General features: G+C 70.6%; 14 protein-coding genes and 1 pseudogene. 5 read left to right on the top strand and 10 right to left on the bottom strand.

Annotated features, from left to right (window positions below; translation table 11 throughout):
* Positions 1-19 precede the first annotated feature (19 nt).
* Entirely contained in the window at positions 20-865 is an 846-nt protein-coding gene (locus BLQ91_RS33665) for a pentapeptide repeat-containing protein (protein ID WP_176960088.1), read from the bottom strand.
* Between the two features lie 118 nt (positions 866-983).
* On the opposite strand from BLQ91_RS33665, the gene BLQ91_RS33660 reads away from it, so the two are divergent.
* A complete protein-coding gene (locus BLQ91_RS33660) occupies positions 984-2,003 on the top strand; it encodes an NAD(P)-binding domain-containing protein (protein WP_176960087.1) in 1,020 nt (339 codons plus the stop codon).
* On the opposite strand, the gene BLQ91_RS33655 is transcribed toward BLQ91_RS33660, so the two are convergent.
* Positions 2,000-2,668 (bottom strand): dienelactone hydrolase family protein, encoded by a 669-nt coding sequence (locus BLQ91_RS33655; RefSeq protein ID WP_090103530.1) that lies wholly within the window; start codon positions 2,666-2,668, stop codon positions 2,000-2,002. The two genes, BLQ91_RS33660 and BLQ91_RS33655, sit on opposite strands and share 4 nt — an antisense overlap.
* 124 nt (positions 2,669-2,792) lie before the next feature.
* Here BLQ91_RS33655 and BLQ91_RS33650 point away from each other — a divergent pair, with 124 nt between their 5' ends.
* On the top strand, positions 2,793-3,566 hold the full coding sequence (locus tag BLQ91_RS33650) for an HAD family hydrolase (protein ID WP_218130499.1): 774 nt from the start codon (positions 2,793-2,795) through the stop codon (positions 3,564-3,566).
* Here BLQ91_RS33650 and BLQ91_RS33645 read toward each other — a convergent pair.
* From BLQ91_RS33645 to BLQ91_RS33630, 5 genes and pseudogenes are all read right to left on the bottom strand, one after another.
* Complete coding sequence (locus BLQ91_RS33645; RefSeq protein ID WP_090103528.1) at positions 3,563-3,907, bottom strand: NYN domain-containing protein; 345 nt, start codon at positions 3,905-3,907, stop codon at positions 3,563-3,565. The genes BLQ91_RS33650 and BLQ91_RS33645 overlap by 4 nt on opposite strands.
* A 14-nt stretch (positions 3,908-3,921) precedes the next feature.
* Complete coding sequence (locus tag BLQ91_RS33640; RefSeq protein ID WP_218130498.1) at positions 3,922-5,292, bottom strand: S28 family serine protease; 1,371 nt, start codon at positions 5,290-5,292, stop codon at positions 3,922-3,924.
* Between the two features lie 52 nt (positions 5,293-5,344).
* Positions 5,345-6,196, bottom strand: a complete 852-nt coding sequence (locus tag BLQ91_RS33635) for an NAD(P)-dependent oxidoreductase (RefSeq protein WP_090103524.1) — start codon at positions 6,194-6,196, stop codon at positions 5,345-5,347.
* A 229-nt stretch (positions 6,197-6,425) separates the two neighbouring features.
* Positions 6,426-6,584, bottom strand: coding sequence for a hypothetical protein (locus BLQ91_RS41745; protein ID WP_218130504.1), 159 nt, complete (start codon positions 6,582-6,584; stop codon positions 6,426-6,428).
* Between the two features lie 146 nt (positions 6,585-6,730).
* Positions 6,731-7,248, bottom strand: a pseudogene (locus BLQ91_RS33630) (ATP-binding protein); the annotation flags it as partial.
* Between the two features lie 76 nt (positions 7,249-7,324).
* On the opposite strand from BLQ91_RS33630, the gene BLQ91_RS33625 reads away from it, so the two are divergent.
* Positions 7,325-7,939: an SIMPL domain-containing protein gene (locus tag BLQ91_RS33625; protein WP_245734036.1), complete on the top strand. Its 615-nt coding sequence runs from the start codon at positions 7,325-7,327 to the stop codon at positions 7,937-7,939.
* Between the two features lie 26 nt (positions 7,940-7,965).
* Here the strand turns inward: BLQ91_RS33625 and BLQ91_RS33620 are convergent, their stop codons facing one another.
* Positions 7,966-8,226, bottom strand: coding sequence for a hypothetical protein (locus tag BLQ91_RS33620; protein WP_143022942.1), 261 nt, complete (start codon positions 8,224-8,226; stop codon positions 7,966-7,968).
* Between the two features lie 78 nt (positions 8,227-8,304).
* Positions 8,305-9,519, bottom strand: coding sequence for an acetyl-CoA C-acetyltransferase (locus tag BLQ91_RS33615; protein ID WP_425412567.1), 1,215 nt, complete (start codon positions 9,517-9,519; stop codon positions 8,305-8,307).
* Positions 9,520-9,564: 45 nt separating this feature from the next.
* Between BLQ91_RS33615 and BLQ91_RS33610 the strand changes: the two genes are divergently transcribed.
* Together BLQ91_RS33610 and BLQ91_RS33605 are read left to right on the top strand one after the other, a co-directional pair.
* Positions 9,565-10,800, top strand: a complete 1,236-nt coding sequence (locus tag BLQ91_RS33610; RefSeq protein WP_090103515.1) for a 3-oxoacyl-ACP reductase — start codon at positions 9,565-9,567, stop codon at positions 10,798-10,800.
* The gene (locus BLQ91_RS33605; RefSeq protein ID WP_090103513.1) at positions 10,800-11,561 is read left to right on the top strand and encodes a MaoC family dehydratase; all 762 of its coding nucleotides are present in this window, start codon (positions 10,800-10,802) and stop codon (positions 11,559-11,561) included. Before BLQ91_RS33610 ends, BLQ91_RS33605 begins: the two co-directional genes overlap by 1 nt.
* Here BLQ91_RS33605 and BLQ91_RS33600 read toward each other — a convergent pair.
* Positions 11,550-12,185: a TetR/AcrR family transcriptional regulator gene (locus tag BLQ91_RS33600; RefSeq protein WP_090103622.1), complete on the bottom strand. Its 636-nt coding sequence runs from the start codon at positions 12,183-12,185 to the stop codon at positions 11,550-11,552. The genes BLQ91_RS33605 and BLQ91_RS33600 overlap by 12 nt on opposite strands.
* Between the last annotated feature and the right edge of the window lie 56 nt (positions 12,186-12,241).

The following is a 12,241-nucleotide window of genomic DNA, read 5'->3' as shown; positions in this document are numbered from 1 at the left end:
CGCAGCCGCCACCGACAATTCACGGCAGCCGCAGTCCCGGCTTCTCGCCGTCGTCGAACACCGGCATCTTCCGGATCCGCGCCTCCGACAGATCGACCTCGCCACCGGTGAACCGGGCGCCGCGGAACGACACCTCACCGCCGTTGAACTCCGCGCCGTCGAACTGCACCCGCCCGGAGCTGAACTCGGCCCCGTCGAACGTCACGCGCGCGCCGTCGAACGTGGCACCGCCGAACCACACCTCGCCGCCGCAGACCACCATCCCGTCGAACGAGATCCAGCCGGCGGGGAACCGCGCCAGGCTCAGGAAGAACTTCCCGGACGGGATCCGGACGCCCGCGAAGTCCGCCGACCGCAGCACCGCCCGCACGAGGTCGAAGTCGTGGCCCTGCCAGCTGACCGCCGCGCCGTCGCGCAGGTGGCGGGAGATCACGCCGGTGATCGCCAGGCGCACCTCGGACTCGGCGTCGAGGTACCACTGCGACTCCAGCTCCGGCTCGTACGGGATGCGCAGGTAGGCGCAGAGCACGTCGATGCAGACCTGCCGCTGCTGTGGCCACTCGTCGGCGAGCGAGGCGAGCGCGTAGACACCGGCCAGCCGCACGGCGGGCGACTCGTTGCCGATCTGGTTGCAGGCGGCGCCGAAGCGTTCGTTGAGCAGCTTCACGCGTTCGCGCGTCTCGGCGGACTCGCTGATGCGTTGCTTGCGGTAGGCCACGACCAAGGCGACGACACCGCCGATGCCCGCGACGACGGTCAGCGCGACCTTGATGATGTCGAGACGACTCGTCGGCGCGGTGGGAAATCCCAGTGCCGTCCACAGCAGTGCCGCCGCGAGGGCGAAAACCGTTAGGCCGATCAGCACAACGAGGACGAGATGCCTTCTGATCGACCAAACCAGGCCGGAATCCACATGGTGGACGTTAACCGCCCGTCTGAACTTTTGCGCCATCTTTGGCGTAGAGGACGCCGGGAGGTGCGTGATGGTGGAGTACCTGGTGATCGGTGCGGGTCCGGCGGGCTTGCAGATGGGGAGTTTCCTGCACCGTGCAGGCCGTGACTACCTGGTCGTGGAGGCGGATCCGGAGCCGGCGGGTTTCTTCCGGACGTTTCCGCGGCACCGCGTTCTCTCGACGGACGACAACTGGTTGTTCGACGGAGTGCCGTTCTCGCGCTACAGCAAGAGGTCTTTCCCGAACGCCGACGACCTGGTGCGTTATCTCGAGGACTTCGCGCGGCCGTTGAACGTCCGGTACAACACACCTGTCAGCGACCTGAGCGGTTACCACGCGCGGCACGTCATCATCGCGACGGGCAAAAAGCCCCACCTGCCCAGCATTCCGGGCGTCGAGCACGCGGAGACCTACGCGAGCGCGAGCACCGACCCGACCGAGTACGCGGGCAAGCGGGTGCTGATCATCGGCCGCGGGCACAGCGCGTTCGAGACGGCGGACAACATCTCGGCCACCGCCCGCCTCACCCACACCGTCGGACGGACCGTGCAGCGGATCCGCAAGGAAGGCGAGGAGTTCGTCGCCACGATCGACGGCACCGGCGAACTGCGGTACGACAGGGTCGTCGTCTGCGCCGGCTTCCGCCGCGACACCACCCTCGACCACCCGCAGGCGCACGTGCTCACCGGCGACTCGATCAAGGCGATCCGGCACGCCGCCCGAGCGTTGCACCGCACCCTGGAAGCCGAGCACCACGGCGTCCCGTGGCCGCACCGCAGGCTGCGCAACCGCCCGGACGCGCTGGCCGCGACCGTCGCGACGCGGGCAGGCGAGATCCCGGACGGCCTCGCCGACGTCGTGGTGACGCAAGGACAACACGCCCTGCTCTACGACGAGATGCCCACGGCCGAACGCAACGGCTTCGTCATCACCAGCACGCAGGTCCGGCACTACCGGCGCAACGAGCTGATCGCCGTCGAACGACGCCTGCACCGCAAGCCGCTGGAGAGGTTCTTCTCGCAGCAGCTCGCGGTGCCGTGCATCGCCTAGACGGGCAGCGTGCGCGCGAGGAACTGCGCGGTGAGGTCCCAGGCGCGGTCGGCGGCGGCCTGGTCGTACCAGGGACCGAGGTGGTTGAGGAACGCGTGGCCCGCGGGCTCCAGGTGGATCTCGGCGTTGTCGTGCCCCTCCACCGCGTCCACGACCTTCCGGTACTCGGTGATGTACGCGTCCTCGGTGCCGAAGTGGAACAGGATCGGGCACGACACCTCGCCGAGCGTGCCGATCTGGTCCGGCACACCGGAACCGTAGAACGACACGGCCGTGTCCGGGTCCGACGCGACGGCCGCGTTGTACGCCAGCGTGCCGCCGAGGCAGAAGCCGAGCACACCGACACCACCGCTCACCTCGGGCAGCCCGCGGAGGTACTCCACCGACGCCACGACGTCCTGCACGGCGAGCGGGAAGTCGAGGTTGCCGACGACCTCCATCGACCGCTGGATGCCGGCCTCGTCGTGCTCGCCCACCCAGCCGGGCTGGAAGCGGTGGAACAGCTCGGGCACCGCCACGACGTAGCCGAGCGCGGCGAGCTTCTCCGCGATGCCCCGCAGGTAGCCGTCCAGGCCGAAGATCTCCTGGATCAGCACGATGCCGGGGCCGGAGCCCGACTCGGGGAGCCAGAGCGGCAGCGGCATGTCGTTCACTCGATGGGTCATGGAACGATCCTGCCCGAGGAAGCGGGGGTGCGGCACCGCCCGTGCGGGGTGCGTCGGGTGAGCTGCCACCGGCCCCGGCGAAAAGGGCTTCGTCCGCGCCGTCGCCAGGCCCGATAATCGGCCGGTGTTCAGGCTGATCGCGACCGACCTCGACGGCACGCTGCTGCGACCGGGCGGCGTGCTCAGCGACCGCACCCGCGCCGCGCTCGACGCCGTCGGGGCGGACGTCGTGGTCGTCACCGCGCGGCCGCCGCGGTTCGTGCAGGACCTGCGGCTGACCGGCACGGCGATCTGCTCCAACGGCGCGATGGTCTACGACCTCACCCACCGCGAGGTGACGCATGCGCAGACGGTGCCGCTCGACGTCGTGCGGAAGGTGTCGGAGGCGTTGGCCGAGGTGATCCCCGGTGTCGGCATCGCGGTCGAGACCGGGCTGGAAGTGCTGTGCGAGCCGGGGTTCCGGGGGTTCGGGCCGAGCAATCCACATCGGACGCTGGAGGTGCTCGACCACGTCTTCGACGAGGCGCACCAGGTCGTGCAGATGCTCGCGTGGGCGCCGGACGCCGAGAGCGACCACATGATGGAGATCGCCCGGGAGGCCGTCGGGCAGCACGTCGCGGTCACGCACTCGGGAGGTCTCGGCTTGCTGGAGATCAGCCCGCCCGGTGTGTCGAAGGCGGCGACGCTCGAAAGCCTGTGCGGCACAAGGGGAATCGGCAAGGACGAGGTCATCGCGTTCGGGGACATGCCGAACGACCTGTCGGTGCTCGGGTGGGCCGGCACGGCGTACGCGATGGGCAACGCGCACCCGCTCGTGAAGCAGGCCTGCGCCAACCACGCGCCGCCGAACACCGAGGACGGCGTGGCGCAGGTCCTCGAACGGCTCTTCCGCCTCTAACGGCGCGGGACCGAGGTGGGTCCCGCCACCTCGGCGCCCAGGGCGGTCACCCGCTGCCGCAGCTCCCGGTCGGCCGTCACGACGGTCACGGCGCGGCCGGCGCCCTCCTCGCGCACCACCTCGACGATCGTGTCGTCGCCGTCGCCGGGTGCGGCGACGACACGGACGTCTTCGACGGAGGAGACGTTGCGCGCCTTGCCCTCCACGACCAGGACGACTTCCTCGTCGCGGCCGCGCAGGGCGTCGCGGAGGCGTTCGGCCGCGGCCGCCCGGTCGCGCCACCACCCGTCGGGCACCGACCCGACGACGTTGGCGGCGTCGACGACGAGCAAGGGCTTCACGCTTCCAGCGTGCCTCAGCCCCGGCGGGCCCGCAGCGCGTCGAGCGAGTCGGGGCCCTCGTCCACGGCGAGTGCCGCGGCGGGAGCCGAGGAGACGCCTGCCCAGCGCAGGACGGCGGCCGTCGCGGTGGCGCGGTCGGCTTCGGGCAGGCGGGCGATGTTCGCGCCGTGGTTGCCGCCCGGCACCGTGAACGACAGCGAGTCGCGCGTGCCGCGGCCCAGCGTGAACGGCTCGGCGCTCCACGGGTCGTTCTCGCCGTTCACGAACAGCAGCCGCGAGCCTTGGTGGCGCACCCAGCGGTCGATGTCGGCCATCGCGCGCCTGTCGAAGCGCGGGAAGCGGATCGAGTCGGGCACCATCGTGCGCGGCACGCTCGAACCGGGGTGGCGCAACAGGTCGCGCACCGCGGACTCGTCCGCTTCCGGCCAGCCCAGCTGCGTTCCGGCCTGGTAGTAGTAGGTCTCGTACGGCGCGACGCCCGCGTCGGTGTAGAAGTCGAAGCCGACGGTCCTGTCGATGAACGTCCACAGGTCGTCCACCGAGGCACCCGCGCCCGGCACCAGGGCGCACTGGTCCTGGGTCCCGTACTGCCAGAACGTGAACGGCGTGTCGAGGACCAGCACCTCCAGCGCCCGGTGCGCGCCGCCGAACTGCCCGTAGGTGTACCCCTTGGCCTCCAGGCGGGCGACGAACTCGTCGCGGTGCTGCAGGACCTGCCGCTGCACGCCTTCCAGGCGCCGGTTGCACGACGGGTCGTCGCCGACGTCGCGGATGAACTCGCCGTAGACGTCGCGGTCGTTCACCACGTCGTTCGGCGCGACGTACGCGATGGTCGCGTCGACGTCGCGCGGGAAGAACCGGCGGTGGTAGATCGACGTCATGCCGCCCTTGCTGGCACCGGTCGACAGCCACTTCGCGCCGTAGATCTTCTTGAACGCGGTGACGATCCGGTGGTGGTCGTTGGCCGCCTGCCAGATGGTCAGGTCGTCCCAGTCGGCGGGCGACGGGCGCGACGGCGCGAAGAACCGCTGCTCCACGCTGATCTGGTTGCCGTCGACGAGCCGCGCGGGCTCGGAGGCGCTGACCGTGCCGGACAGGTGGTAGCCGGAGGTGTGCAGCACCATCGGCTTGGCTTCCGCCTTGTGCAGCAACGAGAACCGCTGCTCGAACTTCTGGCCGCGCGGCTTGCGGTGGTCCGCGGGCTGCTCGATGCCGAGGACGAACGTCCGGGCGGTGCCGGACGTCGCTTCGCTGATGATCCGCACGCCGGGCAGGGCGGCGAGGCGGTCTTCGATGTCGGGGGCGGCGGACACCACGGCGGCGGTGGCGGCGACCTGCGCCGATGCCAGGCCGAACGCCAGCAGGGAGCGTGCGAGTCTGTTCACCACCTCAAGCTATTGAGCCCGCACACCCCGCCGGACCGGCCGATCGTCGGGCTTATCCGAAGCTCGCGTAGTAGGACGCGGCCAGGTCCTCGCCACCGTGCCCCTTGGTGACAGCGCGGTTCAGCCGTGCGCTCGACGCCTGGGCCACGTCGAGCTGGATGCCGGCGCGCACCGCGGCCTGGTTCACGAGCAACGCGTCCTTCAGGGCGTTCTGCACGGTGAACGCGGGCGGGAAGGACCGTTCGATGACCGCGTTGCCCTTCGTCTGCAGGTAGGCGCAGTCCAGGGCGCCGCCGGACACGGCCTCCAGGAACAGCTTCGGGTCTAGCCCGGACGCCTCGGCGAGCGACACGGCCTCGCCCACCGCCGCGGTCAGCGCGAGCACCCAGCTGTTCGCGACGAGCTTGAGCTTCGACGACGCCCCGGCCTCGCCGACCCACATCGTGCGGGCGCCGATCACGTCGAACACGGGCTGCACCCGGTCGCGCAGCTCCTCGGCGCCGGAGGCGAGCACGACGAGCTCGCCCTCGGCCGCCGGCTTCGTGCTGCCGAGCACGGGCGCGTCCACGAACTCCAGCCCGAGCGACCGGGCGAGCGCGATGTGGTCCTCGGTCGCCTCGACGCCGACGGTGGACGCCTGGACCCAGACGGCGTCGTGCGCCAGCGAGGGAGCCGCGGCCTGGATGGCTTCCGTGACGGTGACACCGTCGTTGAGCACGGTCAGCACCACCTCGGCGCCGTCGACGGCGTCAGCGGGGGTGCCGGCGACGGTGGCGCCCTTGGCGGCGAGAGGTTCGGCCTTCGCACGCGTGCGGTTCCAGACCCGGACCTCGTGTCCGGCCGCGGCGAGGTTGGCTGCGATGGGGGCACCCATGAGGCCGGTGCCGAGCACGGCGATCTTCATGTCCCCAGCAAACAAGAAACCTCGCGGTGCTGCCAGGTCGGGGGTCCGACAGCACCGCGAGGTCAACTGTGACATCGGCGCACCGACGTGCGCTGTTACAACACCACGATACTGTGGCGTGGATCACGTTTAACACAATGAAACCCCTGGAGCGCGGGAGGTGCTCCAGGGGTTTCCGCTTGGGGAGGCACTCGCATCGGGGCGCGGTGCGAGTGCCGGGTTCGTGAAGTCAGCGCAAGGTGGTGACCTGAGCCTGGGCGATTGCCATCAGCTCGTGACGCATGGACGGGGTGGTCGCCATGTCGATCGCGCGAGCCACGGCCTTCCGGTTGCGCGCCTCGGCACGACGGGCGCGGAGCTTCGCTGCGAAGTTCATCTCGGTCTGCACTTCCCTCTTCGAGGTCTTGTCGGCTGGTAACCCAAGTATGCACCTTGCCGCGCGCAGAAGCACGTGATTGTCCGGTGAGTTGGGGCACATGCCGATGAATCATCGGCCGACAACGTGAACGGCCGGACAACGGTCGGAGGCCTCCGTCAGTCCTCCCGCTCCAGCAGGAAGCGCCCGAAGTGCGGCACGGTGAAGGCGATCTGACCGCGTTCCGCGCTGTAGACCAGGCCTTTCTTGATGGGCGAGTCCCGCGCGGGCAACGGCGACTAGGACTTGCGACCCAGGTGGGGCGGTGTTGACGCCCGCGTACTTTCGTCGGTCAACTGGGCGATCGACCGGAGATACTCGCGTTCAGCGGGCGTCGCACGCTCGTATCGGGAGCCGAAGAAGCCCACGGCCAGCTCCGCGTCGGCCTCCGGAGCGGCGACGGAGACGTCCAGGGCGGTGATCGGCTCGGCGGACGCGTCGAACAGGGCGTCCAGTGCCTCGTCGGCGATGCCCGCGTCTTCCCGTTCGACCGGGCCAGCACGGCGCGGTCGGCGTCCTCCCGGCTGAGCCTGTCGATGCGGACGTAGCGGAAGAGGCGTTCCGAGTACGAGTTGCCGGCGCTGAGCACCGCCGGCAGGTGCGCCAGACCGGCACCGACGACCACGAGAGGCGCGCCGCAGAGACGCGCAGACCAGCCTCGAAGTGCCGCCGAACAGTTGCGAATGGTGGGCGGTGCGGGTTGGCTGGTCCCCGTGGCTGAAGTCGTGACGAAGGGGACCGGCGAGGTCGAGCGCACCGCCGACCGCGCCCAGGTGGACGTGACGTTCGAGGCTCTCGGCGCCGAACGCTCCGAGGCGGTGAGCACGCTCAACCAGCGCGTCTCCGCCGTCGAGCCGCTGCTCGAGGAGTTCGAGGTGCGGTCGCGGCAGCTGTCCGCGCACGACAACTGGGACAACAACCAGCGCGTCGGCAGCCGCGCCCAGCAGCAGTACGTGATCTGGGTGAAGGACCTCGACCGCCTCGACGCCCTGCTGGCCGAGCTCGTGCAGGCCGAGCCGTCCTGGATCAACGGCCCGTCGTGGGCGCTCGTCGACGACACCGAGGCCATCCGCGAGGCACAGCGGGAAGCCGTGGCTGATGCGTTGCGTCGCGCCGAGGGCTACGCCACGGCGCTGGGGCGGCGGCTCGGCCCGTTGCTGCGCATCGGCGACACGGAGGGCGGCGCGCACTACTCGCCGCGGATGATGAGCGGCGGCGCGTCGTTCGAGATGGCGGGGCCGGCCGGCATGGTCGACCAGCTGAACCTGAAGGCGCAGCAGATCACCGTGACGGCGTCGTGCACGGCCGCCTGGTCGCTGCTCGACTGAGGGTGGCCACGGGGTGATCCACCCCGCTAGTGGCCGTTGAGCGACTCCATCGCGTGGTGCACGGCGGTGGCGTCGGCGTCGCCCGGGTTGGCCTTCAGCCACCTCCTGAGCCACTCGACCCGCCGCCTCGCCGCCGTGGCCAGCGTCAGCGTGATGTAGGCGCGGCGTTCCCATTCGCGCGCCGACTTCATCGCGTCCGCCGCCGGACGCCACTCGCCGCGCAGCGTGCCGGCCAGCGCACGCGCCAGCACGGGATCTCTCTCGGGATCGACTTCCAGGTTTCCCACGCCCCACCCCCACAACCGCTGCACTGCGGTCCGGGAAGTGTGCAGGAGCGACCCTCGTGTTCGGCAAGCCCTGCCGCGTCACCGTTCCAGAATCGCAGTGATGCCCTGGCCGCCCGCCGCGCAAATGGACACGAACCCGCGTCCACTTCCCTTCCGGTGCAGCAGCTTCGCCAGCGTGGCCACGATCCGGGCACCGGTGGCGGCGAACGGGTGGCCCGCCGCGAGCGACGAGCCGTTGACGTTCAGCTTCTCCCTGTCGATCTCGCCGAGCTCCTCCTCCCACGCCTTGAGCGTGGCGAGCACCTGCGACGCGAACGCCTCGTGCACCTCGTAGAAGTCGAAGTCCTGCAACGTGATGCCCGCCTTGTCGAGCATGCGCGGCGCGGCGTGCACGGGCGCCATGAGCAGGCCCTCGTCGCCGTGCACGTAGTCGACCGCGGCGGTCTCGGCGAACGTCAGGTACGCGAGGACCGGCAGCTTGCGCGCGGCGGCCCACTCCTCGGTGGCGAGCAGGACCGCGGAGGCGCCGTCGGAGAGCGGGGTCGAGTTGCCGGCGGTCATCGTGTCGCCGAAGACCGGCTTGAGCTTCGCGAGCTTCTCGGCGCTGCTGTCCGGGCGGAGGTTCTGGTCGCGGGTCAGGCCGAGGTACGGGGTGACGAGGTCGTCGAAGAAGCCCTCGTCGTAGGCGCGCGCGAGGTTGCGGTGGCTGCGCGCGGTCAGCTCGTCCTGGTCCTCACGCGTGATGCCGTACCGGGCGGCGGTGATGGCCGCGTGCTCGCCCATGGACATGCCGGTGCGCGGTTCGCCGTTGCGCGGCAGGTGCGGGACGACGTGGCTCGGGCGGAGCCTGGTCAGCAGGCTGATCTTGCGGGTGCGGTTGAACTCCAGCAGCAGCTTGCGGAAGTTCTCGTTGACGCCGATCGGGGCGTCGCTGGTCGTGTCGACGCCGCCCGCGATGCCCGCCTCGATCTGCCCGAGCGCGATCTTGTTCGCCACGGCGATGATCGCCTGCAGACCGGTGCCGCACGCCTGCTGCAGGTCGTACGCGGGGGTTTCGGGGCTGAGCCTGCTGCCGAGGACCGACTCGCGGACGAGGTTGAAGTCGCGCGAGTGCTTCAGGACGGCTCCCGCGACCACCTCGCCGAGGCGCTCGCCCTGCAGCCCGAAGCGGCTGACCAGGCCGTCGAGCACCGTCGTGAACATGTCCTGGTTCGACGCGGTGGCGTACGGGCCGTTCGAGCGGGCGAACGGGATGCGGTTGCCGCCGATGATCGCTACTCGCATGCCCGGCATACTACCTACTAGCAAGTAGACTTACTAGCGAGTAGGTTGTTGCGCGTGGACAGGTACCAGAAGTTCGCGACGTCAGGGCTGGGCCGCCAGCTCGTCCGCAGGCTCGGCCTGCCGAACCCGCACCCCCTCCGCCGGGACGCCGCACTGGCCACGCCGGTGCTCGTCGGCGGCGCGAGCCGGTTGCCCTTCCTGAAGCAGCTGGAAACGGGGTCCGCCCCCTACGGCGCGCTCGTGTTCGACGCGTCCGAGATCAGCACGGTCGCCGACCTGCGCCGGCTGCACGACTTCTTCCACCCGGTGATCACGCAGCTCGGGTCGTGCGGACGCGTGGTCGTCATCGGGCGGTCGCCGGACTCCGTGGCGCAGCGGGCCCTCGAAGGGTTCGTGCGTTCGGTCGGCAAGGAGCTGCGCAAGGGCGGCACGGCGAACCTCGTCCACGTGCACGACGGCGCCGAGGAAGGTGTGGAGTCGACGCTGCGGTTCCTGCTGTCCGGACGGTCCGCGTACGTGTCCGGGCAGGTCATCCACGTGTCCGGCACCTCGCCGACCGGCACCCTGCAGGGCAAGGTCGCGCTGGTCACGGGCGCTTCGCGCGGCATCGGTGAGGCGATCGCCGCCACCCTCGCCCGCGACGGCGCCCACGTGGTCTGCCTCGACGTGCCCGCGGCGGGGGAGGACCTGTCGAAGGTCGCGAACGCCATCGGCGGGTCGGCGTTGCAGCTCGACATCACCGGCGACCCGGCGAAGCTGACCTCCTACCTGCTCGAACGGCACGGCGGCGTGGACGTCGTCGTGCACAACGCGGGCATCACGCGCGACAAGACGCTCGCGCGCATGGACGCCGACAGGTGGGACGCGGTGCTGGAGGTCAACCTCGCCTGCCAGGAGCGGGTCAACGACGCGCTGCTGCACGGCGGCGTGCTGCGACCCGGCGGGCGGATCGTCGGGGTGTCGTCGATCGCCGGCATCGCGGGCAACGTCGGCCAGACCAACTACGCCACGTCGAAGGCCGGCGTCATCGGCATGGTCCAGACGCTCGCGCCCGTTCTCGCCTCCCGCGGCGCCACGATCAACGCCGTCGCGCCCGGCTTCATCGAGACGAAGATGACCGCGGCCGTGCCGTTCGCGACCCGCGAGGTCGGCAGGCGGATGAACAGCCTGTCGCAGGGCGGCCTGCCGGTGGACGTCGCCGAGACCGTGGCGTGGTTCGCCTCGCCGGGATCCGGTGGCGTGAACGGCAACGTCGTGCGCGTGTGCGGCCAGATGCTGCTGGGGGCCTGATGTTGCTGCGCGCGGCCCTCACGTCGTTCCGCCGCGGGGAATCCCTGACCGCCCAACCCGTTTCGGCCTCGGTCGACGTGTCGCTGGAGCACCTGGCGGCCTACAACGCGGTGTGCGGCTTCGGCCTGCGCGACGCGCTGCCGCTGACGTACCCGCACGTGCTCGGCTTCCCGTTGCAGATGAGGCTGATGTCCGGCGCCGGGTTCCCGTTCCCGCTGCCGGGCCTCGTGCACGTCGCGAACCGGATCACGCAGTCACGCCCGCTGGCGCTGGACGAGCCGCTGGAGATCACGGTGTCGGCGCGCGATCTGCGGCCGCACCCGCAGGGCACGCAGGTCGACGTCGTGACGTCGGTTTCCGGTGTCTGGGCCGGGGTGTCGACCTACCTGCGGCGCACCGGGGGCCCGGCGGGCTCTGGCGGAGAACCGCGACGACCGGCCGGCTCGGCGGTCTGGCGGGTGCCCGCGGACATCGGACGGCGCTACGGCGCGGTGTCCGGCGACCGCAACCCGATCCACCTGCACCCGGTGAGCGCCAAGCTGTTCGGCTTCCCGCGCGCCATCGCGCACGGCATGTGGACGAAGGCCCGGTGTCTGGCCGCGCTGGAAGGGCGGCTGCCCGAGTCCGTGACGGTCGACGTCCGGTTCAAGAAGCCGCTGCTCATCCCCGGTCGCGTCGAGTTCTCCGCGCACGAGGACGCCGACGGCTGGGAGTTCGCCGTCTGGGGCAAAGGACCCCACCTGCTCGGTTCAGCGACGTGACGGCGGATGCCACACGTTGCCGTCGACGAGGTCGCCGAAGCCCATCCACACGAGGTTCATGAGGCGGGCGGCGACGACGCCCGCGGGCTCCTCCGGGTGGTCGAGCCACCAGTCCGCGAGCGACTCGCCCGCCCCGACCAGCGCGGCGGCCAGCGACTCGGCCTCGAGCTTGGTCGCCGGGGCCTTCGTGGACTGGGTGAGCAGCGCCGCGACCAGTGACACCGCGCGGCCGCGCATGTCCGTGAGCTCGATCGCGAACGGACCGCCCTGCGTGGACGCCTGCCGGTGCAGCACCTGCCAGCTCGCCCGGTTCTCCCCGACGAACCCGAAGAACGCGCGCAGGCCGCTCCACAGTTGCACGTCGGGTTCCTGGTCGGGCTCGACACCCGACGCGATGGCCTCCATCATCCGCGTCGCCTCACGCCGGATGCAGGTCGCGAACAGCTCTTCCTTCGACCCGAGGTAGGCGTAGAGCATCGGCTTGGAGATGCCCGCGACCTCGGAGATCTCGTCCATCGAGGCGGAGTGGAAGCCGAGCCGCGAGAACACGTCGACGGCGGCGTCCATGATCTGCCGCTCACGCACCGCGCGCGGCAAGCGCTTGGCTCGACCTTCTGTGCGCATCACTACCCCTCGTCCGGAGCAACAAGATTATCGGATCTGCTTGCCGCCCTATCTAC

The sequence above is a fragment of the Lentzea jiangxiensis genome (assembly GCF_900104175.1).
In the GTDB taxonomy this organism is placed as follows: Bacteria; Actinomycetota; Actinomycetes; order Mycobacteriales; family Pseudonocardiaceae; genus Lentzea; species Lentzea jiangxiensis.
The sequence above is the reverse complement of the archived record's forward strand: the minus strand, read 5'-3'. Positions and strand labels throughout refer to the sequence as shown.